Source organism: Enterobacter cloacae complex sp. SHL020 (assembly GCF_049236945.1).
GTDB lineage: Bacteria > Pseudomonadota > Gammaproteobacteria > Enterobacterales > Enterobacteriaceae > Enterobacter > Enterobacter dykesii.
In genome coordinates this window covers 203707-228016 of the sequence record NZ_JBMKJF010000006.1, presented here as the reverse complement: position 1 = coordinate 228016, position 24310 = coordinate 203707, and the positions used below count along the sequence as shown (strand labels likewise).

At 55.9% G+C, this 24310-nt stretch carries 29 protein-coding genes and 1 pseudogene; 10 read left to right on the top strand and 20 right to left on the bottom strand.

Going from position 1 to position 24310, the window contains the following annotated elements; translation table 11 throughout:
• Positions 1-72 precede the first annotated feature (72 nt).
• The 3 genes from ACOTZB_RS16315 (at position 73) to ACOTZB_RS16305 (ending at position 2723) form a co-directional block, all read left to right on the top strand.
• Positions 73-774: a phosphohydrolase gene (locus tag ACOTZB_RS16315; RefSeq protein WP_421627784.1), complete on the top strand. Its 702-nt coding sequence runs from the start codon at positions 73-75 to the stop codon at positions 772-774.
• 61 nt (positions 775-835) lie between these two features.
• On the top strand, positions 836-2251 hold the full coding sequence (locus tag ACOTZB_RS16310) for a DNA cytosine methyltransferase (protein WP_421627783.1): 1416 nt from the start codon (positions 836-838) through the stop codon (positions 2249-2251).
• A complete protein-coding gene (locus ACOTZB_RS16305; protein WP_421627782.1) occupies positions 2232-2723 on the top strand; it encodes a very short patch repair endonuclease in 492 nt (163 codons plus the stop codon). Before ACOTZB_RS16310 ends, ACOTZB_RS16305 begins: the two co-directional genes overlap by 20 nt.
• Here the strand turns inward: ACOTZB_RS16305 and yedA are convergent.
• Positions 2695-3609: a drug/metabolite exporter YedA gene (yedA, locus tag ACOTZB_RS16300; protein WP_214576527.1), complete on the bottom strand. Its 915-nt coding sequence runs from the start codon at positions 3607-3609 to the stop codon at positions 2695-2697. The two genes, ACOTZB_RS16305 and yedA, sit on opposite strands and share 29 nt — an antisense overlap.
• A 178-nt stretch (positions 3610-3787) precedes the next feature.
• Between yedA and ACOTZB_RS16295 the strand changes: the two genes are divergently transcribed.
• The 3 genes from ACOTZB_RS16295 (at position 3788) to dgcQ (ending at position 6733) form a co-directional block, all read left to right on the top strand.
• Positions 3788-4699 (top strand): DUF808 domain-containing protein, encoded by a 912-nt coding sequence (locus tag ACOTZB_RS16295; RefSeq protein WP_047652389.1) that lies wholly within the window; start codon positions 3788-3790, stop codon positions 4697-4699.
• 78 nt (positions 4700-4777) lie between these two features.
• Positions 4778-4960 (top strand): YodC family protein, encoded by a 183-nt coding sequence (locus ACOTZB_RS16290; protein WP_023312315.1) that lies wholly within the window; start codon positions 4778-4780, stop codon positions 4958-4960.
• A gap of 72 nt (positions 4961-5032) precedes the next feature.
• Complete coding sequence (gene dgcQ / locus ACOTZB_RS16285) at positions 5033-6733, top strand: cellulose biosynthesis regulator diguanylate cyclase DgcQ (protein WP_421627780.1); 1701 nt, start codon at positions 5033-5035, stop codon at positions 6731-6733.
• On the opposite strand, the gene ACOTZB_RS16280 is transcribed toward dgcQ, so the two are convergent.
• Together ACOTZB_RS16280 and yodD are read right to left on the bottom strand one after the other, a co-directional pair.
• The gene (locus ACOTZB_RS16280) at positions 6718-7518 is read right to left on the bottom strand and encodes a mannosyl-3-phosphoglycerate phosphatase-related protein (protein ID WP_421627779.1); all 801 of its coding nucleotides are present in this window, start codon (positions 7516-7518) and stop codon (positions 6718-6720) included. The two genes, dgcQ and ACOTZB_RS16280, sit on opposite strands and share 16 nt — an antisense overlap.
• Positions 7519-7819: 301 nt before the next feature.
• Positions 7820-8047 carry a YodD family peroxide/acid resistance protein gene (yodD, locus tag ACOTZB_RS16275; RefSeq protein ID WP_008500310.1) on the bottom strand — a complete coding sequence of 76 codons (228 nt, stop codon included), beginning with the start codon at positions 8045-8047 and terminating at the stop codon, positions 7820-7822.
• 129 nt (positions 8048-8176) lie between these two features.
• On the opposite strand from yodD, the gene dsrB reads away from it, so the two are divergent.
• On the top strand, positions 8177-8365 hold the full coding sequence (dsrB, locus tag ACOTZB_RS16270; protein WP_013097741.1) for a protein DsrB: 189 nt from the start codon (positions 8177-8179) through the stop codon (positions 8363-8365).
• Between the two features lie 101 nt (positions 8366-8466).
• Here dsrB and rcsA read toward each other — a convergent pair whose 3' ends face one another.
• The 14 genes and pseudogenes from rcsA to fliF all read right to left on the bottom strand — a co-directional run bounded on the left by rcsA (position 8467) and on the right by fliF (position 19998).
• Positions 8467-9090, bottom strand: coding sequence for a transcriptional regulator RcsA (gene rcsA / locus ACOTZB_RS16265; protein WP_008500313.1), 624 nt, complete (start codon positions 9088-9090; stop codon positions 8467-8469).
• Between the two features lie 278 nt (positions 9091-9368).
• Positions 9369-10170: pseudogene (gene fliR / locus ACOTZB_RS16260) on the bottom strand (flagellar biosynthetic protein FliR).
• A 7-nt stretch (positions 10171-10177) separates the two neighbouring features.
• The gene (fliQ, locus tag ACOTZB_RS16255) at positions 10178-10447 is read right to left on the bottom strand and encodes a flagellar biosynthesis protein FliQ (RefSeq protein ID WP_008500315.1); all 270 of its coding nucleotides are present in this window, start codon (positions 10445-10447) and stop codon (positions 10178-10180) included.
• Between the two features lie 9 nt (positions 10448-10456).
• Positions 10457-11194, bottom strand: coding sequence for a flagellar type III secretion system pore protein FliP (fliP, locus tag ACOTZB_RS16250; protein WP_024909733.1), 738 nt, complete (start codon positions 11192-11194; stop codon positions 10457-10459).
• A complete protein-coding gene (gene fliO, locus ACOTZB_RS16245) occupies positions 11194-11568 on the bottom strand; it encodes a flagellar biosynthetic protein FliO (protein WP_421627778.1) in 375 nt (124 codons plus the stop codon). The genes fliP and fliO overlap by 1 nt, the downstream gene beginning before the upstream one ends.
• A gap of 2 nt (positions 11569-11570) precedes the next feature.
• Positions 11571-11984, bottom strand: coding sequence for a flagellar motor switch protein FliN (fliN, locus tag ACOTZB_RS16240; protein ID WP_023312308.1), 414 nt, complete (start codon positions 11982-11984; stop codon positions 11571-11573).
• A complete protein-coding gene (fliM, locus tag ACOTZB_RS16235; protein WP_023312307.1) occupies positions 11981-12985 on the bottom strand; it encodes a flagellar motor switch protein FliM in 1005 nt (334 codons plus the stop codon). Before fliM ends, fliN begins: the two co-directional genes overlap by 4 nt.
• A 4-nt stretch (positions 12986-12989) precedes the next feature.
• The gene (gene fliL, locus ACOTZB_RS16230) at positions 12990-13460 is read right to left on the bottom strand and encodes a flagellar basal body-associated protein FliL (protein ID WP_023312306.1); all 471 of its coding nucleotides are present in this window, start codon (positions 13458-13460) and stop codon (positions 12990-12992) included.
• 106 nt (positions 13461-13566) lie between these two features.
• Positions 13567-14796, bottom strand: a complete 1230-nt coding sequence (gene fliK, locus ACOTZB_RS16225) for a flagellar hook length control protein FliK (RefSeq protein WP_421627775.1) — start codon at positions 14794-14796, stop codon at positions 13567-13569.
• Positions 14793-15236 (bottom strand): flagellar export protein FliJ, encoded by a 444-nt coding sequence (gene fliJ / locus ACOTZB_RS16220; RefSeq protein WP_023312304.1) that lies wholly within the window; start codon positions 15234-15236, stop codon positions 14793-14795. The genes fliK and fliJ overlap by 4 nt, the downstream gene beginning before the upstream one ends.
• A gap of 21 nt (positions 15237-15257) precedes the next feature.
• Positions 15258-16628 (bottom strand): flagellar protein export ATPase FliI, encoded by a 1371-nt coding sequence (gene fliI / locus ACOTZB_RS16215; RefSeq protein ID WP_023312303.1) that lies wholly within the window; start codon positions 16626-16628, stop codon positions 15258-15260.
• Positions 16628-17335 carry a flagellar assembly protein FliH gene (gene fliH / locus ACOTZB_RS16210; RefSeq protein WP_023312302.1) on the bottom strand — a complete coding sequence of 236 codons (708 nt, stop codon included), beginning with the start codon at positions 17333-17335 and terminating at the stop codon, positions 16628-16630. Before fliH ends, fliI begins: the two co-directional genes overlap by 1 nt.
• Complete coding sequence (gene fliG / locus ACOTZB_RS16205; protein ID WP_023312301.1) at positions 17328-18326, bottom strand: flagellar motor switch protein FliG; 999 nt, start codon at positions 18324-18326, stop codon at positions 17328-17330. The genes fliH and fliG overlap by 8 nt, the downstream gene beginning before the upstream one ends.
• Positions 18319-19998, bottom strand: coding sequence for a flagellar basal-body MS-ring/collar protein FliF (gene fliF / locus ACOTZB_RS16200; RefSeq protein ID WP_421627773.1), 1680 nt, complete (start codon positions 19996-19998; stop codon positions 18319-18321). Before fliF ends, fliG begins: the two co-directional genes overlap by 8 nt.
• A gap of 228 nt (positions 19999-20226) precedes the next feature.
• Here fliF and fliE point away from each other — a divergent pair, with 228 nt between their 5' ends.
• The 3 genes from fliE to yedD all read left to right on the top strand — a co-directional run bounded on the left by fliE (position 20227) and on the right by yedD (position 21879).
• Positions 20227-20541, top strand: a complete 315-nt coding sequence (fliE, locus tag ACOTZB_RS16195) for a flagellar hook-basal body complex protein FliE (RefSeq protein WP_008500329.1) — start codon at positions 20227-20229, stop codon at positions 20539-20541.
• 238 nt (positions 20542-20779) lie between these two features.
• On the top strand, positions 20780-21292 hold the full coding sequence (locus ACOTZB_RS16190; protein WP_121932027.1) for a DUF4823 domain-containing protein: 513 nt from the start codon (positions 20780-20782) through the stop codon (positions 21290-21292).
• Positions 21293-21465: 173 nt separating this feature from the next.
• The gene (yedD, locus tag ACOTZB_RS16185) at positions 21466-21879 is read left to right on the top strand and encodes a lipoprotein YedD (protein WP_421627770.1); all 414 of its coding nucleotides are present in this window, start codon (positions 21466-21468) and stop codon (positions 21877-21879) included.
• A gap of 102 nt (positions 21880-21981) precedes the next feature.
• On the opposite strand, the gene amyA is transcribed toward yedD, so the two are convergent.
• From amyA to fliS, 3 genes are read right to left on the bottom strand one after another with little or no spacing between them, the layout of a single operon-like run.
• Positions 21982-23469: an alpha-amylase gene (gene amyA / locus ACOTZB_RS16180; protein WP_421627830.1), complete on the bottom strand. Its 1488-nt coding sequence runs from the start codon at positions 23467-23469 to the stop codon at positions 21982-21984.
• A gap of 51 nt (positions 23470-23520) precedes the next feature.
• Positions 23521-23895, bottom strand: coding sequence for a flagella biosynthesis regulatory protein FliT (gene fliT, locus ACOTZB_RS16175; protein WP_033145899.1), 375 nt, complete (start codon positions 23893-23895; stop codon positions 23521-23523).
• 5 nt (positions 23896-23900) lie between these two features.
• Positions 23901-24305, bottom strand: a complete 405-nt coding sequence (gene fliS / locus ACOTZB_RS16170; RefSeq protein WP_033145898.1) for a flagellar export chaperone FliS — start codon at positions 24303-24305, stop codon at positions 23901-23903.
• Positions 24306-24310: the final 5 nt, after the last annotated feature.

Sequence of the window (24310 nt, the reverse complement as noted above, 5' to 3'; positions counted from 1 at the left end):
TGGTTCTATTTTTAGATTGATTTAATTCGGCTATGTTATAATTGATTCTCTTTTAAACAACAGGATATGACGATGGAACTTGCCCGGTGGCAGCAGCGATTTGAGCGCTGGCTTGAGGAAAACCACAGCACCGACGATACCGCACATGATATTTCGCATTTTCGTCGGGTCTGGATGACGGCGCAAAAAATTATGGCTGACCAGGCGGTGGAGCCGCTGGTGATCCTGACCGCATGCTATTTCCACGATATTGTCAGCCTGCCGAAAAACCATCCCGAACGCAGCCAGTCGTCACGGCTCGCCGCACTTAAAACGTGTGACATTCTGCGCCGCGACTTCCCGGACTTTCCACCAGAGCATATCGCCGCCGTCGCGCACGCGATTGAGGCGCACAGCTTCAGCGCCGGGATTGCGCCGCAGAGCATGGAAGCCAAAATCGTGCAGGACGCAGACCGGCTGGAAGCGTTAGGCGCTATCGGCCTGGCGCGGGTTTTTGCCGTCTCGGGCGCGCTGGGCGTGCCGCTTTTTGATGCAGACGATCCCTTTGCCGATGCGCGTATCCTTGACGACCGTGCGTTTGCCCTCGACCATTTTCAGACCAAGCTGCTGCGATTGCCTGATACAATGCAAACGGAAATGGGCCGCGAGCTGGCTCGCCACAATGCCGATTTCCTGATCCAGTTTATGGCGAAACTCAGTGCCGAATTACACGGCGACTGCATCGGGCTGGATAGCCAGGTGTTGAGCCGCTTCCGTCGCAGTTTGCGCAACTGAACTGTGGTAATCTGTTCCCAGTCTTTACTCTCCGGTTAAAAGAATGCAGGAAAATCGATCAGTGACAGAGCCCGCGCCCGAGCAGGCTGAGAAATCAACGGCAACGGTGCAGGCGTTGCTGCGCCAGCTGTTGGATATCTATGATGCTAAAACGCTGGCCAATCTGCTGGTGGCGCACGGCGAGAGCCACTGGAGCCCGGCGATCCTTAAGCGTCTTCTGACCAGCGAACGCGCAGGGCGTCGCCTGAGCGAAGGCGAGTTTCGTTATCTGCAAAACCTGCTTCCGCGTCCTCCTGCCGCGCATCCGAACTATGCCTTCCGCTTTATCGATCTGTTTGCCGGTATCGGCGGTATCCGACACGGTTTTGAAGCTATTGGCGGACAGTGCGTGTTTACCAGCGAGTGGAACAAACATGCCGTCCGAACCTACAAGGCTAACTGGTACTGCGATCCGAACGAGCACCATTTCAACGCGGACATCCGCGATGTCACTCTGAGCCATAAAAGCGGCGTGAGCGATGAACACGCCGCCGAGCACATTCGACAGACGATCCCGGCGCATGACGTGCTGCTGGCCGGCTTCCCGTGTCAGCCCTTCTCGCTGGCCGGTGTCTCCAAAAAGAATGCCCTCGGACGCGCCCACGGTTTTGCCTGCGATACTCAGGGAACGCTGTTTTTTGATGTGGCGCGCATCATTGACGCCTGCCGCCCGGCCATCTTTGTGCTGGAAAACGTCAAAAATCTTAAGAGCCACGACGGCGGAAAAACCTTCCGCATTATCATGCAGACCCTGGACGAGCTGGGGTATGACGTGGCTGATTCACAGGATATGGGCGCGGACGATCCCAAAATCATTGATGGAAAACATTTCCTGCCCCAGCATCGCGAACGTATCGTGATGGTGGGGTTCCGCCGCGATCTCAATCTCAAGGGGGATTTTACCCTTCGGGATATCCCGTCTCTGTATCCCGAGCGGCGTCCTACCGTTGCCGACCTGCTGGAACCTGTCGTTGACGCGAAATTTATTCTCACCCCGGTGCTGTGGAAATACCTCTATCGCTATGCCAAGAAACATCAGGCGAAGGGCAACGGCTTCGGTTTTGGGATGGTAAACCCCAACGATCCGCACAGCGTGACCCGTACGTTGTCTGCTCGCTACTATAAGGATGGGGCAGAGATCCTGATCGACAGAGGCTGGGACAAGGCGCTGGGTGAACAAGATTTCGACGATCCGCACAACCAGCGTCACCGTCCGCGACGCTTAACGCCGCGGGAATGCGCCCGGTTGATGGGATTTGAGACCCCGCAGGGTTACCGCTTCCGCATTCCGGTTTCGGATACTCAGGCGTACCGCCAGTTTGGTAACTCGGTGGTGGTTCCCGCGTTCGCGGCCGTGGCAAAACTGCTGGCCTCGCGCATCAGACAGGCGGTGGCGCTCCGTCAGGGTGAGGCCGTCAATGACGGATGTTCACGATAAGGCCACGCGCAGCAAAAATATGCGTGCCATCGGCACGCGTGACACCGCCATCGAAAAGCGCCTGGCCGGGCTGCTGACGCAGGCGGGGTTTGATTTCCGCGTGCAGGATCCCGCGCTTGCGGGGCGTCCCGATTTCGTCATCGACGCCTGGCAGTGCATCATCTTTACCCACGGCTGTTTCTGGCATCACCACGACTGCTATCTGTTTAAAGTCCCCGCGACGCGCACCGATTTCTGGCTGGATAAAATTGGCAAGAACGTCGAGCGTGACAGCCGGGATCTCACCGCACTGATTGCGCAGGGCTGGCGGGTACTGATCGTCTGGGAGTGTGCGCTGAGAGGCAGATTAAAGCTGAATGATACCGATCTGAGCGAACGGCTGGAAGAGTGGATCTGCAGCGGCGGTCAGACCGCGCAGATCGACACACAGGGTATTCACCTGCTTAAGGTTTCTCCACCTCGCAAGGCGTGACCACCGGTTTTGCGGGCAGTAAATATTTGCCCAGTGTGACCAGCACGACGGCAAACACGATGATCCCAAGAGCAATCCATTCCACAGGTGAGAGGGTTTCTCCCCCCAGTCCTGTTCCGAGCAGCACGGCCACGACCGGGTTGACGTAGGCATAGCTGGTTGCGACGGCCGGGGAGACGTTGCGGATCAGGAACATATAGGCGTTAATGGCGATGATAGAACCAAACAGCGCCAGGTAGCCTACCGCCAGAAAGCCCGACAGCGGCGGCAGGGTCGTCAGCTTTTCTCCCGTCAGCGTGGAGGCGAGCAGCAGTACAATCCCTGCGGCGAGCATCTCAATCGCGCCCGCCATCATGCCGGTCGGCAGTTCGATACGCGAACCGTAGACGGAGCCAAACGCCCAGCTCATCGAGCCAATCAGAATGATGATTGCGCCCCACGGATTCCCGCTCAGGTTACCGCCGCTGTTCAGCAGAATGATGCCGGCAAGGCCAATACCAATCCCCAGCCATTCCAGCTTGCGGGTGCGGATACCAAAAAGGCGGCTAAAGCAGAGGGTAAACAGCGGTACGGTGGCAACGACCACGGCGGCGATCCCGGACGGTACGTTCTGGTGCTCGGCAATCGTTACAAACCCATTTCCCACCGCCAGCAGCAGCAGGCCGATCAGGGCGGCATTCAGCATCGGGCGCAGCGGGGGAAGCTTATGCCCGCGCAGGAGCAGGAAAGCCAGCAGCAGGATGCCCGCCGAGAGGAAGCGAATGCCCGCCATCATTAGCGGCGGCCAGCTCTCCACGCCGATGCGAATAACAAAGTAGGTTGAACCCCAGATGATGTACAGCGAAAAGAGTGCTCCGATGAGCGGTAGCAATTGCCGGAAACGCATAATCCCTCACGACGAAATAAAAAGGTCGCTGATAGTAAACGCGAAAACTATCGCGCTGGCGAGTCCTTTAATTGTGTGGCAGATGTGAATTTTTTGTTGACGCGAGGTGGGTGTTTCCGGGTTTGCGCTTTTGCTCCATACTATTCACTTAATTACCAAAAAATGAAGGATTACGATTTTGGCAGGAAGTAGCTTATTAACATTGCTGGATGATATTGCGACCTTACTGGACGACATTTCAGTGATGGGGAAACTGGCGGCGAAAAAAACCGCAGGCGTGCTGGGCGATGATTTATCGCTTAACGCCCAGCAGGTGAGTGGGGTGAGGGCTAACCGTGAACTGCCGGTGGTGTGGGGCGTGGCGAAAGGCTCCTTCCTGAACAAGGTGATTCTGGTGCCGCTGGCGCTGCTGATCAGCGCGTTTATTCCCTGGGCCATCACGCCGCTGCTGATGATTGGCGGGGCGTTTCTCTGCTTCGAGGGCGTGGAGAAGGTGCTGCACTCCTTTAGCGCGCGCAAGCAGAGCGATACGCCGGAGGTGCGCCAGCAGCGTCTTGAAGCGCTGGCCGCGCAGGATCCGAAAACCTTCGAGCGCGATAAGGTCAAAGGCGCCATTCGGACAGACTTTATCCTGTCCGCGGAAATTGTCGCCATTACGCTGGGCATCGTGTCTGACGCGCCGCTCCTGAATCAGGTCCTGATCCTCTCCGGCATCGCGATTCTGGTCACGGTCGGCGTGTACGGCCTGGTGGGACTGATCGTCAAGCTGGACGATATTGGCTACTGGCTGGAAGAGAAAACGAGCGCGGTGGCAAGAGGCATCGGCAAAAGCCTGCTGGTGCTGGCCCCGTGGCTGATGAAGAGTTTGTCGGTGGTAGGCACGCTGGCGATGTTTCTCGTTGGCGGCGGGATCGTGGTTCACGGTATCGCGCCGCTGCACCATGCTATCGAACATTTCTCCTCGGCGCAGGGGGCTCTTGTTGCCGCAATTCTGCCCACGCTGCTGAATCTGGTGCTGGGCTTTATCATTGGCGCTATCGTGGTTGCGGCGGTGAAGCTGGTTGAAAAAATACGCGGCACGTCGCACTAATTGTTACCCGCTGTGGGATGCAAAAAGACCATTCCTCGTCTAAATTGAAACAGTTTCACCCTGATACAGGAGGCAGGTATGGTCTTTTTGGTCAGTGATGAAGTTAAGCCTAAGAAGGGCGGCCCACGTATGATTGTGACCGGCTATTCCAGCGGAATGGTGGAATGTCGGTGGCACGATGGCTATGGCATCAAGCGGGAAGCATTTCGTGAAGATGAGCTTCAGCCGGGGGACGGGCAGCACCAGCGGGACAAGGCTTAATCACATAACGCCCGGCTTTGCCGGGCGTTTTTATCTCAAGTACCGGGTGAAAGCAGCGATCAGGGAGTGTGTGTGCAGCGCGATACCTTTGTTGTAAGACAATCTTTTTTGCAGTGGCTGCATAAGCGTAGCAATCCGGGGTTGATTGTTAATCTCTGTTTTCTGGTGGTTCTGGTATTTTCCACTCTACTGACCTGGCGTGAAGTGGTGGTACTGGAAGAGGCCTACATCTCCAGCCAGCGCAATCATCTGGATACGGTGGCCAGTTCTCTGGACCGGCAACTGCAGAACAGCGTGGACAGGATGCTGTTTTTCCGTCAGGGCATGCATGATGCGATCGAGACGCCGCTGGCCTTTGAAGTCTTACAGGATGCGGTATCACGCTTTAATACCGTCCGCATGCTTCCAACCTGGCAGATTGCCGTTGATAAAAAGCGCACGCTTCCCATAAACGGGGTCTCGGATGTGTTCGTGGATAAAACCACGCTTCTGAATCGGGACGCTGAGCGCATCAGTCATGAAATTTCTGCCGCGCTCGAAGTGGGGTATCTTCTCAGGCTGGCGTCGTCGAGAGCACAAACGGAAGAGCGGGTGATCTACGTCTCTCGTGCCGGTTTTTTCCTTTCCACGGATACGCCGGACCAGGCGGGGGATATTACCTCCCGCTATTACCATCTGGTCACGCAGCCCTGGTTTACCCAGCAGTCAGAGCGGAACAATCGCGCTCGCGCGGTGCGCTGGTTTATCTCTACCCCGTCATCCTGGACCAATGATGAACGTACGATCACCGCCAGCGTTCCCATCTATTTCGATCGTTACTGGTATGGCGTCGTGGCGATGGATTTTACGCTTAGCACGATGCAGCGCCTGCTGGCCGATGCGACGGAAGACCGAACGGAAGGGGAGTATCAGCTGTACGATACCCGGCTCAATATGATTGCCACCTCTGCCCGTACGGGAAACGTGGTTAACCATTTTGACGAACGCGAAACGGCGCAGATTGCGCAGGCTATAGAGCACGCTACTGGCGGCGGGATCCGCCTCGGAAGCCGTTTTGTCAGCTGGGAACGTCTCGATCACTTCGACGGCGTCGTCCTGCGGATCCATACCCTGCACGAAGGGGTACAGGACGACTTCGGCAGCATCAGCATCGTGCTGGCGCTGCTGTGGGCGCTCTTTACCGCCATGCTATTGATCTCGTGGCTGGTGATCCGCCGCATGGTGAGTAACATGTACACGCTTCAGCACTCGCTCCAGTGGCAGGCCTGGCATGATCCGCTTACGCGGCTGAATAATCGCGGCGCGCTGTTCGACCGGGCAAAATTGCTGGCGGAAACCTGTCGGCAGCAGTCGCTGCCGTTCTCTGTGATTCAGATCGATCTCGACTGCTTTAAAAACATCAACGACCGCTTCGGCCATCAGGCCGGGGATAAAGTGCTCTCCCACACGGCAGGACTGATTGCCAGCGCGCTACGCAAGAATGATGTGGCAGGGCGCGTAGGCGGGGAAGAGTTTTGCGTCGTCCTGCCGGGGATCGGTCTGGAGGAGGCGAGAAGCGTCGCGGAGCGTATACGTTGCCGGATCAACAGTAAGGAGATCCTGGTGAAGAAGAGCACGACCCTGCGCGTCAGCGCGTCGCTGGGGGTCAGCAGCGCGGATGAAGCGGGTAACTACGAGTTTGAACAGCTACAGTCCGTGGCGGACGCCCGGCTGTATCAGGCCAAACAGAGCGGGCGTAACCGTGTCGTCTGGCGGGATCAGGACAGGAAGTGATCCAGCCCCTCCTGCCAGCCCGCCGGGCCGGGCTGCCGGGTGTGATAAACCCGGGCGGGGTTATCGTCCCGTAGCGTGATGCCCTGGCGGTTAATGCCCTTAATCACTACCGCGAAGTCAACGCTGTCGAGCAGCGGCGCATCATTGGGACCGTCGCCGAGCCCCAGCGTGGTGGGTTCAATCTCTTCCTGCTCGCGGTATTGCTCAATCAGCCAGTTCACCGCAACGTCTTTGCCGCAGCGGGAGTCCAGAACATGCCAGAAACGCGCCCCCTGCAGGCATTTCAGGCCGACACTCGCCAGCTCTTCTTCAAACTGAACCATTTTCTCGTCGGTATCGCGCCAGATGAGCGTGACGGACGCTTCATGCTTGCGGGCAAGCGCCGAACGGTAGCGCGTCAGTCCGGTCCACTCGCTGATAACATGATCATCAACATCGTCAAAAGTAGTGAATTTATAGCCCGTCTGCAGGCGGATTTGCTCGATTCGCGGGCGAATATCCCGGTGCGTCATCCCCCTGATCTGGCGCTGAACCTTATTCCAGCGCACGTCAGGCTGAATCACCGCGCCGTTCTCGGCAATAAAAGGCAAGCCTTCAAGCCCCAGATCCAGCTGGAGATCGAGCATCTCTGCCGCGGTCTTGCTGCTGCAAAGAATGACCGGAACCTGATTATCCAGCAGCCTGTCCAGCCAGGGCATGGCGGGTTGCCACTCATAGGTGTGAATATCCAGCAGTGAACCATCCAGGTCAGAGAAAATCAGCAATGTATCCTGCAGTGAAGGCATAGCGACTCCTGGTAACAGATGCGTCTCGATCTAAGAAAATTCCTAAAAAATAATTAAGGCGAAAACCGGAGAAAAGAGGGATGCCCCTGGCAAACCCGCATTCGGCGCGTGTTATTGCTCATAACGGAAAGCATTATGTTAAAAATATTATATTCATCGTAAGAATATATGCTTGTCAGCCAAATTCGTTGGGGATAGTGTGGCATGTACATCAGATTTCCTGGTGTAACGAATTTTCAAGTGCTTCTTGCATAAGCATGTTTTGATCCCGGTCATCCCCATGACCGGGATTTTTTTCGCCCTACCGATTGGCTTCAGACACGCTAAAGTCGTGAATATCAAGCTCGAAGGCCTCCGCCAGCTCGCGATAGGTGTGATAATCCCTTCCGTTGACAATGACGCGGTCCGAATTATCGTCCGACCGGCGGACTTCTGACTCACTGATCTCATTGATGGCGGCCAGCAGGGCATCGACATCCACCTCGACTTCGCGCTTGATGGTGTCACTGTACTCTTTATCGGTCTTCATTACGGGGTTCCTCTTTCAGCCGTGTCCAACGGTAAGTATAGACTGTGCATAAAAACGCCATTCACGCCGGGCGGCGATGTGCGTTTTTGCGTTTTGTTCTACACTGGCTCAAAACCAGAGGAGGAATGTATGAAGGTCAACGATCGGGTAACCGTTAAAACGGACGGAGGGCCGCGCCGCCCGGGTGTAGTGCTGGCAATTGAAGAGTTTAGCGAAGGCACAATGTACCTGGTATCGCTTGAAGACTACCCGCTCGGCATCTGGTTTTTTAACGAACTGGGGCATCCGGACGGCATTTTTGTCGAGAAGGCGGAATAGCACGGCGTCGGGTAGCACAGCGCGTGCCCGACACCCTCTACAGAAGCAAAAATCTCTGGCCAGGCCAGAGATCAAAGGTAGGGTGCACAGGTCTTAAGCGACTAACGCATGTTGACGAAAATCCCGTTCGTCACATTATCGGTCAGGCGTACCACGTGGTAGATCACTTGCTTATTATGCGTTTTAATTTTCCTTTTAATATTTCCTTTGTGTGACGAAACGGTTTTCGCTTTAATATTCATCTGGTCAGAGATCTGAATAGTTCCTTGTCCCGCCATCCACATTCGCAGCATGCTTGATTCAGTCCTGCTTAATGATAAGGTGGGTAAGTTAACCGCTCCTACATTTTTAACTTCTTTATTCAAATAATCACCCAGAATGTCATCCAGCGACTCGGGTTTAATCGATTTAGAACTGATCAATAAATTTTTACGGACCAACAAATACTCATCGAAATGGATATTCGCGATCGCCATAAAAACAATAAACAGGGTTTTTGGATGCTGATTAATGATTTGCTTAATGTGCTGACTGTTGGCTGGATCGTGAATGAAACAGTCCTCATTAATAAACACCACGCCTGGTTTTAGTTCGTCACAAGCGGCTGCGAGTTCGTCAACGGTGTGTGCATCGTTGATGTCTCTCTTTCTTACCCCTCTGCTTGCCAGGTACCCGGTTAACCCTAGCCGGGTGTAGCTGCATAAATCCATAATGATCGTTGACATGGCATACCCTCACTCAATGCGTAACGATAATTCACCATCTGCCTGAGAGCTCAAAACAGCCATACGGGATGGAAAAAAATAATAAACCTGTGAGCATGACAAAGACTTTCAGGCGGACTCACTATCCCGTAAAGTTACGTATAATTTGCCAGGAATCTTCTTAAAGTAAAGTAAATATTAAGTATTGTGAGATGGTTAGAAACAATTAAACCGCGTCAGATATATCCTGGAAGATGTTTTACGCGTTTTATTTTAGGAATATCCTCAGAAAGACAATATCAACAGTGAGGGCTATTATTTGCGTGGCAGCTCGCTGACAATATCCGCTAACAGGTTGAATATCTCGCCGAATAAATGTTCACAGAAGGGAGCGATAAGTGGCATCAGTAATGACATTAATAAAATCCCAACCGTCAGCGTCAGCGGAAAACCAATGACAAACACTGAAAGCTGCGGTGCCATTCGGTTGAGTAAACCTAACGCCAGGTTGACGGTCAGCAGCAGGGTGATGATCGGCAGCGCCAGCATCAGCCCGTTCAGGAAGATTAGCCCCGCCGCTCGGGTGAGGGCCAGGAAAGCGTTGCTGTTCACCGGATTTTCGCCAATCGGTAGCGTATGGAACGTATCTACCAGCATGGAGATAAGCCAGAGATGGCCGTTGAACGACAGGAACAGCAGCATGGCGAGCAGATCGATAATGCGCGCCAGCACGGGCATGTTGAGATGACTACCGGGATCGACAAACGTGGCGAACGATAGTCCCATCTGCAGGCCGATAAGTTCTCCTGCGGTACGCACCGCGGCAAAGGCGAGCTGCATGGTAAAGCCGACGGCGACGCCAATCATCACCTGCTGCAAGGCCACCCACACCGCATTCGCCGAGAAAATCGGAATATCCACGGGGGGAAGAGAGGGCGCGACGATAATGGAGATGATAATCCCCAGCCCCACCTTGACGCGCTTGGGTATCGATTTCTCACTGAGAATGGGGGCGGTGGAGATCAGCGCCATGATGCGCAGCATCGGCCAGAAGTAGACGCCGAGCCACTGAACCCACTGGTCGCTGGTGAAGTGCAGCATCGTCAGGTCAGCCGATGATGTACGGCAGATTGGTAAACAGGTTGCGCATATAGTCCAGCAACAGGTTCAGCATCCACGGCCCGGCCACGATAATCGCCACGAACACGGCGATGATTTTAGGGATGAATGACAGCGTCATTTCGTTAATCTGCGTGGCGGCCTGCAGAATACTGATAATCAGACCGGTAACCAGCGCGACAAGCAGCAGCGGCGCGGCAACGGCAATCGCGATTTTCATCGCTTCCGTGCCCATCATCATGACCGATTCGGGTGTCATTGCCGTTCCTTAACTGTAGAAACTCTGCGCCAGCGAGCTGACCAGCAGCTGCCAGCCGTCGACCAGTACAAAGAGCATGATCTTAAAGGGCAGGGCAATGGTCGCGGGCGGCACCATCATCATCCCGAGCGCCATCAGGACGCTGGCGATCACGAGATCGATAATCAGGAACGGAATAAAGATGGTAAAGCCAATCTGGAATGCGGTTTTCAGCTCGCTGGTAACATAGGCAGGCAGAAGAATACGCATTGGCACTGATTCCGGTCCCTGCAGCTCGCCGGTGTTGGACAGGCGGGCAAAGAGGGCCAGGTCGGCTTCGCGGGTCTGGCGCAGCATAAATTCCCGCAGCGGCTGCGCGCCTTTATCCAGCGCCTCCTGCATGGAGATTTTGTCTTCGCTGAACGGCTGATAGGCGTCGGTATAAATCTTGTCGATAACCGGCGACATAATGAAAAAAGTCAAAAACAGCGCCAGCCCCAGCAGAACCTGGTTTGGTGGGGCTGAAGGGGTTCCCAGCGCGTTTCGCAGCAGACCAAAGACGATGATGATGCGGGTGAAGCTGGTCATCATCAGCAGGATAGCCGGAATAAACGTCAGCGAGGTGATGAATACCAGCGTCTGCACCGGAAGCGACCAGCTTTGTCCGCCGCCTGCGAGAGGGGTGGAGACCAGACCGGGCAGCTGTGCATAGACCGCGGGAGCAAACAGGCCAACGCCCGCAAGCGTCAGGGATAACAAACGGCGCATCAGGATCTCCCGGAACGCTTAAGCAAACTCTTCAAAACGGACTGAAAATCCGCAGGGGCGTCTGCGCGCTCGTCCACCACAGCAGGGGCGGGCGGCAGCTTGTGTAATACGCTGATGTTTGAGGCCGTTACGCCCAAAACCAGACGCGCATCGTCTACCTCGACGATGACCACGCGTTCGCGTGGCCCCAGCGTGGTGCTCGCGCTGACCTTCAGGCCGCGGGCACCGGCGGTTTTACCCGCCAGGCCAAAGCGCTTCGCCAGCCAGGCGGCAATAAGAATAAAGGCAATAATACCGAACAATGCCCCGCTCACCTGGAGCAGAGGCGAGCCGGGAACGGCAGAAGGCTGTGATATTGTTGCCTGGGTTTTCATGCTTAACGGCTCAGACGACGCATACGTTCAGACGGGGTAATGATGTCGGTGATGCGTACGCCGTATTTATCGGCAACCACCACCACTTCACCCTGGGCAATCAGATAACCGTTGATCAGAATATCCAGCGGCTCGCCGGCCAGACCGTCAAGGGCCACCACGGAACCCTGCGTCAGGCGCAGCAGCTCTTTAATGGTCATGCGGGTGCGTCCCAGCTCAACGGTCAGCTTAACCGGGATATCCATAATCAGGTCGATGTCCTGCAGCGTGCCGCTGACGTCACCGCCGCCGAGCTGCTGGAATACGGCATCCGCTGCACTTTTGGCCGGGGGTGCTTTTTGCTCGTTTAACGCGTCAGCCCACAGATCGTCCAGTGCTCCGCTGTTCTCATCGGACGGATTGTTCATGTCACTCATTTGGGCTGTTCCTCATTCAGCGAATTCAAAATCGGGTTGATCAAGTGCTCAACGCGTAACGCATACTGACCGTTAATCGTGCCGTACTGGCTTGTCAGCACGGGGACACCATCCACATGGGCAATAATGCGGTCGGGTTTTTCTATCGGCAAAACATCACCGGGTTGTAATTTCAGGATCTGAGATAACCGCAGCGGGATATCGGCGAAGCTCGCCACCAGCTCAAGCTGCGAATGCTGGACCTGGCGGACCAGGTTTTCACGCCAGTTCTGGTCTTCGTTGCGGGAGTTCTCCAGCGGCGGGTTCACCAGCAGCTCGCGCAGCGGTTCGATCATGCTGAACGGCAGGCAGATGTTGAACTCGCCGGTCAGGTTACCGATCTCCACGTGGAACGGGGTGTTAACGACGATATCGTTCGGGGAGGTGGTGATATTGGTAAATTTCACCTGCATCTCAGAACGGACGTACTCAACTTCCAGCGGGTTAATCGCTTTCCACGCGTCGCTATAAGACTCCAGCGCCAGCTTCAGCATGCGGTTAATGACGCGCTGTTCGGTGTGGGTGAATTCGCGACCTTCTACTTTGGTCGGGAAACGCCCGTCGCCGCCGAACAGGTTATCCACCGCGATAAACACCAGGCTTGGCGAAAACACCACCAGACCGGTGCCGCGCAGCGGCTTCAGATGAATCAGGTTAAGGTTGGTCGGCACCGGCAGGTTGCGGGCAAACTCATGGTACGGCTGAATGCGGATCGCACCGACCGTGATATCCGGGCTACGACGCAGCAGGTTAAACAGCCCCATACGGAACTGACGTGCAAAACGTTCGTTAATGATCTCCAGCGCCTGCAGACGTTCACGTACCACGCGACGCTGAGTATTCGGGTCATAGGGACGAATATCGCTATCGCCGCCAATACCCGGTTGCGGATCATCATTGTTATCGCTGTCGCCGTTGAGCAGCGCATCGATTTCTGCCTGAGAAAGAATACTGTCGCCCATGTCGTTACCGCAGAATGAATGCTGTATACAGAACGTCAGTGACTTCCTGCTTAGGTTGGCCGTTTACCAGCGGGGTCGCCAGCGTTTGTTTAATGGCGTCGACCAGCTTTTGCTTACCCACATCGGTAGCCAGCGCCGAAGCGTCCTGACGAGAGAACAGCAGCAGAAGGCGGCTACGCACTTCAGGAAGGTAATCGTTCAGACGTGAACGGGTGGCTTCATCTTTCAGGCGCAGCGTAATGCCAACGTAAAGCACGCGATCCGCATCACCCAGATTGACGGTGAAGGTATCCAGCGGGAAGAACACTGGAGCCGGCGGAGGAGGTGCTTCAGCTTTGGCTGCAGCGGTGGTCGGTTCCTGCTGCATACGCCAGTAACTATAGCCCGCGGTAGCGCAGGCGGCGAGCGTGATCAACACCAGCAGCGGGATCCAGATGGAACGCTTACTTTTTTTGGTGATAGCGGAGTCAGTCATCTGATACGAGCTTCCTGTTTCGGTACAGCTTAATAAGGTGATTATCCCGTGTCCTGCTGTCGTCAAAGCGTGGAAAAGACGGGGATAATCACGCTACCTCTGGCGTTTAGGCGAAGATGTCTACGGCACTGTTACCGCGCGCTGCGGACTGCAGGGCGGCAGGAACAGGCAGTAACTCATCGCTCTCTTCATTAAAACTGCCGGTGTTGCCGGAACGCGAAGCCTGGTGCTGCTGCTGGGATGAGGACTGCTGCTGCCCGGCGAAGCTCTCGCTGCTGACGCTGCTCTGGGCAAGCTGAATACCGTTTTCCGCCAGTGAGGTCCGCAGTACCGGCAGCGCGGCTTCCAGTGCCGCACGAACATGGCTGTGCGCAGAGACCATCTGCAGCTGCGCCTGGTTATCATCCAGCTTAAGCGAAATTTGCACCTGACCCAGATCTTCCGGGTGCAGGCGCAGCTCTGCCGTCTGCTGGCCCTGCTTAGTGAACAGGGTGATGTGCTGGCTCAGGGACTGCTGCCATTCGTGGGTCCCCAGAGGCTGGCTTAATACCGGTGCGGTGGCGACGGTGGCGGCCGTCTGACTGGTCGCATGGCTGGATATAATCGGTGCCAGGGTGGCCGTTGGTGATGATGAAGAGGACGAACTGGCGAGCTCCTGCTTCTCTGCCGACGCGGCCACGGCCGGTGTAGCAGGCGCGTTGCCCTGCAGGGCCGGGTCGTTATTTTTCACCTGGCTCTGATAAGACCCAGAAAGCTGCGCTTTATCGTGGCTTCCCGTAGCCGCGTTCAGGGATGGTTGGCCCGCGACGTTTGAAAGCGCCGCGGAGTTCAGCGTCGAGGTGGCGGAAACGCCATCACTGCCTGCCGCGTGTGAAGTGCTGGTCTGCTGGTGCGGTAGCATCGCCATCAGCGCGCTTAATCCGGCAAGCTCTTCTTCGCTCAGCTCGCTTTTACCGTCATCTTTGCTGTTCGCCGCATTGAGCGTCTTGAGCGCGTCACCCTTAGACAGCGGTACTAGCCCGGAAACCAGCGTATCAAGCGACGTGACGGGCGACGTTTCATTGCCGTTCAGCGCGGACTGGTGCGAGAGCAGGTCGGCGATTTTGGCCTGCAGGGTGGTATCCCCTTTGGCGTCCTGAGCCACTTTTGACAGTTTACTGCCGGCGGCTTTCAGGTCAGCCAGGGTCAGCGGCGCATCTTTGCCCTTGCCCGTTGCGTCCGAGAGGGCGCCCGCCAGCAGAGAGAGAAAGTCCTGTGCACCGTCGGTGCCTTTCCCCGTTTGCGTGCCGCCTGACAGGTCGCTGTCGCTCATCAGCAGTTGTTGCAGTGTGATCATTCCGGTTTCCTCATTGATGCGCGCTGGGCAAACTCATCCATTTTCTTCTGATCCAGACGGTTTTCCGCCAGGGTCGTTGCCGCGATCTGTCGGTCCTGTAAAGTCTGCCAGGCCTGCAGTCGCTGCTTCTTCTCGCGCCAGAAATTCAGCGCGGTATCGACTTTCTGGGTCCACTGGTTAAGCTGCTGGCGATGCTGATCTATCGCCTTCTCCAGCGTCTGGATAAACTGCTGATAGTTAATCCAGCGCTGGCTGCCAATGCCCTGTGTCATATCGGTATTGAGGTTGGTGCGATATTCATGCTGATAGTCGATCAACATCTTCAACTGTTCTTCAGCCTGCTGGCACCCGCGTCGCATTGCGCCTAGCTGCAATGCGGCATCATCAACTTCTTTTTCAGCCAGATCTTTCAGCGTTGATAACGCGCTGTTTTGCGCCATGACCTTCGCCCTCCACCTGTGTTACACCTGCGGGAAAATCAGCTCCAGTGCCTGAATTGAATCTTCCCAGTCGGCGCGTTCAAAAATGCCTTGTTGCAAAAATGCTTCCAGCTGCGGCCACAGGCTAATCGCCTTGTCGAGCATCGGGTCGCTGCCTTTGGCATACGCCCCCACGCTGACCAGATCGCGGTTGCGCTGGAAGCTGGAAAGCAGTTGTTTGAAGTTACGCACGCGGGCGTAGTGCTTCTCGGTTATCAGCGCCGTCATTGCGCGGCTGATAGAGGCTTCAATATCGATGGCCGGATAGTGTCCGGCTTCGGCCAGACGACGCGACAGCACAATATGACCGTCAAGGATCGCGCGCGCGGAGTCGGCAATCGGGTCCTGCTGGTCATCGCCTTCCGTCAGTACCGTATAGAACGCGGTGATGGATCCGCCGCCGCTGATGCCGTTCCCCGCGCGTTCCACCAGCGCAGGGAGTTTGGCGAAGACCGAAGGCGGGTAGCCTTTGGTCGCCGGTGGCTCACCGATGGCCAGCGCGATTTCACGCTGCGCCATCGCGTAACGGGTCAGGGAATCCATGATCAGCAGCACGTGCTTGCCGCGGTCTCGAAAATCTTCGGCGATACGGGTGGCATACGCGGCACCCTGCATGCGCAGCAGCGGCGACACGTCTGCCGGTGCGGCGATCACCACCGAGCGGGCGCGGCCTTCCGCACCCAGAATGTTTTCAATAAAGTCTTTTACTTCGCGACCACGTTCGCCGATCAGCCCCACGACGATCACGTCGGCCTGGGTATAGCGCGCCATCATGCCGAGCAGGACGGATTTGCCTACGCCTGAGCCGGCGAACAGGCCCATACGCTGTCCACGTCCCACGGTCAGCAGGGCGTTAATCGGGCGCACGCCGGTGTCCAGCACGTGCTCGATAGGGGTACGCTGCAGAGGGTTGAACGGCTGGGTGATCAGCGCGCCGGTTTCGGTGGTGTCCGGGGAGGGCAGTCCGTCGAGCGGTTTCCCGCTGCCGTCCAGCACGCGGCCCAGCAGGGCAGGGCCAAGCGGCAGCTGTTTCCCGCTTTGCAGCCCGTCGCCAGAAATATTTTTGGCATACACGCGCGCGCCGGGCAGAATGCCTTCCACCTCTTCAAGCGGCATCAGGAACAGGCGCTGGCCGTTAAATCCGACCACTTCGCTTTCAACTTCACGCGTTTCCAGACCATCCTGACGCTCAATGACGCAGGTCGCGCCGAGCGGAAGCTGCAGGCCGGTGGCTTCGAGAACCAGACCGGTGGCGCGCGTCAGTCGCCCATAACGACGAACAGATGGCAGTAGCGCCATCTTCGTCTCAAAGTTGTCGAGCGTGGTGAGCCAGCGGGTGAGGCGCGCGGTCATCAGACGACTCCCGGTGCCGCCAGGCGGCACAGTTCCTGCCAGCGGGTGGCGACGCTGGCATCCAGATCGCCTTCATCGGCAGAAACTTTGCAGCCGCCGTGATGTAGCGACGGATCGCCGCGCAGACGCCAGCCGTGCAGGTTAAGCGTCGCGCCCAGGCTTTCTTCAACGCGCTGCAGGTCGTCCGGATGGACGCGCAGCTGAGGTTTCCCGCTGAACAGCGGCTCCTGCTGAAGCAGCCCCTGAATTTGTTTGATAAGCGCAGTGTTATCCACCACGGGGGTCTGGCCGATAACCTGACGCGCGGCTTCCAGCGCCATCTGCATCAGTCGCGAGGCAATCACGCTGTCCAGCGCGTCCAGGGTGTGCTGAAACTCGCTGACCAGCTGCTGCATGCGGGCATGGATCGGCGCCTGCTGCTGGCGCGCCTGATCGATACCGTGCTCTAACCCTTTCGCCAGACCTTCCTGATACCCCTGCTCGTGGCCTTTCTGGCGGCCTTCGTTCAGACCGGCGTTATAGCCCTGCTCGTGCGCCTGCATTTGCAGCTGCGCCAGCATCTGGGCCTGCTGCTCCTCTTCGGTCAGCTCGGGCTGCTCGACGTCCGGGTCAAGCTCTTCGGTTGCGATGACGGCCGGCGTGAACTCGGAGAGGGGAGGCGCCAGATCGTCCGGCGTCCAGCGCTTCCAGGGCAGCTCATTAGACATAGGTGTCGTCTCCGCTGCCAATCACCATCTCGCCGGTTTCCGCCAGACGACGAACAATAAGCAGAATGGCTTTCTGTTCGTTTTCCACCTGAGACAGACGAACCGGGCCGCGGTTGGCAAGGTCGTCGCGCAGGATATCGGCCGCACGCTGAGACATGTTGCGCAGGAACTTCTCGCGCAGCGGCTGCTCGGCGCCTTTGAGGGCGATAAGCAGCGACTCGGAGTCCACTTCCTGGAGCAGGCGCTGGATGCTGCGGTCGTCCACTTCGACAAGGTTTTCGAACAGGAACATCTCGTCGATGATTTTCTGTGCCAGCTCGCCGTCGAATTCGCGAACCGCCGTAATGACGGCCTCTTCCTGCTGCGTTTTCATCAGGTTGATGATTTCCGCCGCCGTTCTTACGCCGCCCATTTTGCTGCGCTTGAGGTTCTGACCGTCGAGCAGGTTGTTCAGCACTTCGGTCAGCTCCGCCAGCGCGGCCGGCTGGACGCCGCCGAAGGTCGCGATACGCAGCATCACATCGTGACGCAGGCGTTCTTCGAACAGCGCCAGAATATCGGCCGCCTGACCACGTTTGAGGTGGACAAGGATGGTGGCGATAATCTGCGGGTGCTCGTCGCGGATAAGGTCGGCGGCACTCTGCGGCTCCATAAAGTTGAGCGTTTCGATACCGCTGGCGGTATCGCGCGTTTCCAGAATGTCTTCCAGCAGGCTGGAGGCACGCTCTTCGCCCAGCGCCTTGACCAGCACGGAGCGCAGGTAGTCGTTGGCGTTGATGTTCAGCGCGGCAAACTGTTCGGCTTCCTGTTCAAACTCTGCCAGCACTTCGGTCAGCTGCTTGTTGGAGATCTGACGCACGTTGGCCATGGCCGCACTGAGAATTTGCACTTCTCGCTGGGAGAGGTGTTTAAACACCTCTGCCGCACGATCTTCGCCAATGGTCATCAGCAGGATGACGCTTTTATCGGTGCCCGTAAGCGTATTACTCATGTTCGTTACCCATCCACTGGCGGATGACCAGCGCCACGACGCGCGGATCGTTATCTGACATTTCGCGAATGCGCTGGCTCATGACCTCAGCGCCCATGCGCTGGTTAGCACGACGCTGCTGCATCTGTTCATCTTTGCTGAGGCGAACTTCAACCGCTTCTTCCGTTTCCTGACGCGCAGACATCTGCTCGCGAGCCGCTTTTTCGGCTTCAGCACGACGCTGAAGCTGCGGACGAACGCCCTTACGCCACAGCAGCCACGCGACAATCAGCACCAGCAGCCAGCGTCCTGCGGACATCAGCTGGTCGATAAACGCCTGCTGTTGCCAGAACGGCAGTTCACCGCCGGTCTCATCAACCGAGTTGAACGGTGAGTTCACCACGTTGAGGGTATCGCCGCGCTTCTCGGAGTAACCCATCGCTTCACGGGTCAGGTTTTCAATCTGCTTCATCTGCTCGGCAGTCAACGGCAGCGGTTTGCCGTCCGCCAGCGTTTTGTAATTCACCACTACCGCGACGGAAAGACGCTGAATATCGCCCACGTTCAGTTTAGTGTGGCGAATCGTTCTATCCACTTCGTAGTTCGTGGTTTCGTTACGACTGCTGCTACGCGGACCGGCGTTATTGGTCGTTGAGGTGGTCTGCTGATTATTTTGCTGACCGTTCTGCTGATTGGCCGGCGGCGTAGAGATCGGCGCCGCGTTAGCCGGGGCAGGTTGGTTAGACAGCGCGCCCGGCACGCCGCCCGGGTAGGCACCGCCGATCTGTTCGTTCGAATTGATCTGGCGTGAACGCATCACCGCCTGAGCCGCATCGCCGTTCGGGCTGTATTGTTCTTCAGTTTGTTCTTTGTTCGCGAAGTCGATCTGCGCGGTAACCTGCGCGTGCACGTTGCTGTTACCCACCACCGGGCCGAGGATGGCTTCAATACGGCGCTGGAGACGGTTTTCGACATCGGCGGCATACTTCAGCTGCGCATCATTCAGATCGCGACCGGCGGTATTGGATTGCGTCAGCAGGTGACCGCTTTGGTCTACCAGCGTCACGTTACCCGGCGGCAGGCCGGCGACGGCGCTGGAAACGAGGTGCGTCACCGCGCTGATTTGCCCTTCGTCCAGCGCGCGGCCAGGCTCAAGGTTCACGGTAACGGAAGCTGAAGGTGATTTCTGTTCACGGACAAATAAAGAAGGTTTAGGCATCGCCAGGTGCACGCGGGCACTCTTCACCGGGCCTAACGTTTCAATGGTGCGGGCCAGCTCACCTTCCAGCGCACGCTGGTAGTTCACCTGCTCGCTGAACTGGCTGATACCGAATTTTTCCTGATCCAGCAGCTCAAAGCCCACCGCGCCGCCTTTCGGCAGCCCCTGCTGAGCCAGACGCAGACGCAGTTCGTGCACCTTATCGGCCGGGACCTCCAGCGCACCGCCATTATCGGCAAAGCGATATGGGATGTTCATCTGGGTAAGCTGGGTGACGATGGCGCCGCCATCCTGATCGGAAAGGTTGCTGTAGAGCGTCCGGTAATCAGGGCTTTTCGCCCACAGGACCATCGCTACAAGGATCGCAATTGCGGCAGCGCCTGCCACGATCAACGGGATTTTAGGATTCGCGCGAAGGCGGTTCATCCACTCGAGTGATTTATTCTGCGGCGCTGTCGATGCTGTTGCACTCATTGCGCACCTCTTAAATCCTGGTGGTTTACGTTATTCGTGTAGAGAAACAAAACTGACTCCCGGGTCGGCAAACACGACAAAAGTTCCATATTGATGGCCCTGCCATTATTTGATGATTCGTGATTTTCTATGCGTCAAATAACCTGGTTTTTTCATGCTATTTACCGCCATTATCTTATTGACAAGCTGTTAGTCTTGACCGCGTAAAAAACCATCCAGGGGAGAGTCATGGCTATACAGGGCATTGAAGGGGTAATCAGTCAGTTGCAGGCAACGGCGATGACGGCCCGTAATCAGAATGTGGCAGATCAGCAGCCGAGCATCAGCTTCGCGGGGCAACTGCATGCCGCTCTTGACCGTATCAGTGATACCCAGACCGCAGCGCGCACTCAGGCTGAGAAGTTCACCCTCGGTGAGCCGGGCGTGGCGCTGAATGATGTGATGACCGATCTGCAAAAAGCCTCGGTTTCCCTGCAGATGGGGATCCAGGTGCGTAACAAGCTGGTGTCGGCGTATCAGGAAGTGATGGGGATGCAGGTTTAGGTTAACTAGCCTAATGATATTTATAATTAATAACCGCCCCTACCCACGATGTGGGGCATGAGCGGGGCAAATCCTCTTCGTTTTGGTTCTGGACAGGTGCCTCATCTGTTCATTTGCCTTCCAGAACTGAACTCTCTGGTTCATATCTCGCGTTATGTTACGTCTTCATGATGCAGATTTATGTTTACCGGGACTGCCCTGATAAAATGTAACTCCTTTATTTTACAGGGATAGAAAAGTGAAAAGAGCGTTTCTGGTTTCTTCCGCAATTTTACTGGCAGGTTGTTCCGCTAAATACAGCACAAATAATATTCAGGAGCGTACAGAGCACCTGGTAAAAGATGTCTCGGTTGTGATTTCTCAGCCAACTGATGGCGTTTATGAGACTCACACATATTCAGGTTCTGGCAGAGCAACGGCCGACGCTGTAAAAGCGGCATTTTTACGGCATTCCGATAATGTTACTGTTTTTGCTGACTGTGATGATGTTACATGTCTGAAAGCTAACCATTCAATCAGCCGCGGATATTATGTGGTTCCGCAGATACTGCATTGGGAAGATCGCGCAACTGAGTGGTCTGGCATTCCTGACAAGATTGAAGTGAAAATCACTGTTTATAATGCTGAATCCAATAATCGGGTAGCATCGACCATTATCAACGGCAAAAGCAAGTGGGCTACCTTCGGTGGCGATCACCCGCAGGATTTGTTGCCGGAGCCGATAAACACGTTCGTCTCTAGCCTGTATTAGTTATCCTTCAGACTCCTTGCGAAACCCCATATAACCGGGGTTTTTGTCTGCAAGTGGTAGACAGGAGCCTCAGGGGAGTGCGTGATAGGTATAGTTTCAGACCTGTCGATCTTCGCTGGCAGCCGCAGCGCTTTAATGCCACAATATTTTTTTCTTCGAATGCAGGAAAGATGATGAAAAAAATAGCAATTGCTGGCGCGCTGCTGGCACTGACCGGGTGCGTTCAGGTCGATAACTATAACGACGTGATCAAGCATCCTGTCCCGGCAAATCTGGCGGGATACTGGCAGTCGAAAGGGCCCCAGAGCAACATGGTCAGCCCGAAGGCGATTGCCACGCTGGTGGTGACGGAAGAGGGCGATACGCTGGACTGCCGTCAGTGGCAGCGCGTGATTGCCGTGCCGGGTAAAATCATGCTGCGTTCAGACAGTTATTACAACGTGACGCGTAAGCTGGATATCTATCCGCTGGAGCGTGAGGGATCGACACTTGAGTACGACGGGCTGGAGCTGCAGAAGGTCGACCGTCCAACGGTTGAGTGTGCCGATTACCTGAGCAAGAATCCGCTGGAGAGTAAACTACCCTAAGGGTAAACGCAAAACGGCAACCTCGTTGCCGTTTTTGGTGTTTGCGCCCTCTCCCTGTGGGAGAGGGACGGGGTGAGGGCATCAGGCCGCACGTTTCCCGTTCTACAGCGCATCCTCTATTACCCAAACGCTGACGCTTCCCCCATTACAGGTAAACGTCCCTTCGCCATCCGCCGCCGTGGTGATGGTTTCTTCGCGATTGCCGAGAAAATCCCGCCACGTTTTGTTGCCGTAGTTTTCCCCCAGGCAAATCACCTTCTCGCCGTCGTCCCCGTTCGACAGCACCACCACGCAGCCGGGATCGTCTTCCGTGCCGCTGCGGCTGAAGGCGATGCAGTTAGGATGGTCAAAAAACAGCGTTTGCACGCCGTGGGCAAAACGCTGGCGCGCGAGGATCAGCTCGTGAAGCTGCTCAATGACGGGCATATCTATATGGTACGTTTCACCGTCGCCTCCCGCGTCGTCATAGCTGGCGCCGAAGAGATCCGGATAAAAGACGCTCGGCACGCCATTTTCCCGCAGCAGGATCAGCGCGTACGCCAGCGGTTTAAACCAGGCTTCGACCGGGGCTTCCAGCGCCTGCAAAGGCTGGGTGTCATGGTTCGCGACGAGGGTGACCGCATGGAACGGATCGGCTTCTACCAGGGTGCCGGTGAAGATTTGGCTCATGTCGTAATCCCGTCCCTGACGTGACGCCTCGTGGAATTTCATCTGCAGAGGGGCATCAAACAGCATGGTTTTGCCTTCGACCTGGTCAATATAGGCCTGAAGTTTATCCACCTCATGGGACCAGTATTCCGCCACGATAAACAGCGGCTGGTCGGCGACTTCCTGGACGTGCTCAATCCACTCTTTGTAAAACCAGGCGGGAATATGCTTGACGGCGTCCAGACGAAAACCGTCGCAGCGCGTCTGTTCCATGACCCAGCGGGCCCAGTATTTAATCTCCTCGGTCACGGCGTGATTGCGAAAGTCGATATTTTCGCCCATCAGGTAGTCGAAGTTGCCCATCTCATCATCAACCTGATCGTTCCAGCCTTCGCCGGTGTAGTCGTTGACGATTTTAAAGATGCCGTCTTCATCGGGGTTTTCAATGTGGTCGACGCCGCTGAAGCATTTGTAGTCCCAGATAAACTGTGAGTACTGCCCGGCTCGGGCAGGGAAGGTGTAGCGAGTCCAGGCTTCGCACTCAATGACTTCGTCATCGATTTGCGTGCGGTCCTGCTCGTTCACGCGCTGAACGCGCACGGGCTCTTTTTCATCGGCGCCCATTTTGTGGTTGACCACCACGTCCAGCAGCACGGCAATTTCATTGCTTTTGAGGGCATCAATGGCCTCCAGCAGCTGCGCCTTGTCGCCGTATTTCGTGGCGATACTGCCTTTCTGGTCAAATTCGCCAAGATCGAACAGGTCATAGGTGTCATAGCCGACAGAATACCCGCCGGATGCCCCTTTACAGGCGGGCGGCAGCCAGATCATGTTGATGCCGATTTCGTTAAGATTGGGAGCTAACGCCGTGACCTCACGCCACAATTCACCGCCAGCAGGGTAGTACCAGTGAAAACATTGTAACAGGGTGGGGTTTTTCATCATCCTTGCTCCAGAAGCCATTGGCAGACTTCTGGAGTATGGATGAAGAAATCATAGTTGTGTGTCGCGGGTCAAACTTTCTGGATAAAGAATATTCCCTGACAGCTTTCCATAGGTAGACGTGATGGATTGCTGTTTACCGGTTTGATCAATCAGATTGCGCAGTTCGTCCATGCGGACTTTCAGCAGTGCCTTTAGCGCATTCTCATTTTCAAGGATCATTTCCAGCAGCGCACGCGCTTGCTCAACCTGAGCCGGAGGGCATGACATGATGGGGGTCTGAGAAATTTTTTCCACCAGTTGAACGTAATGCATTTCCTGCTCGATAAGCGCATCCCATTGACCAGAATGTGCGAGATTGAGCATAGCAATGCTCTGAGCATGTAACGCCTGCCAGTGGCTAAGCGCTGCGCTGGGATTATTCATCAAAATTATCCTGAAATAGAGGACGCATTGGGGCCGATTTGCTTCCACGCATCCGCAATGTTGTTTAATAAACCCTCGACTTCAACAATTGCGTCTACGTCGTTACTGACATTCGCCAGCAACAAACGTCGAACCATATATTCGTACAAGGAGGCAAGATTACCGGACAACTCGCTCTCAACCTCCATGTTCAGTCCTGCTTTTAAACCGTTGTCGATGATATTGATGGCTTTCGTTAACGCTTCGCCTTTCTCACGAATTTGTCCGGCTTCCATGAACAAACGCGCACGAACAAGGGCGCTATGCGCCCCGTCGAACAACATGACAATCAGCTGGTGTGGACTGGCATTCATGACTGCGCTTTCGACTCCTATCTGCTGATAGGATTGAACACCAGAGGTCTTATACATATCCA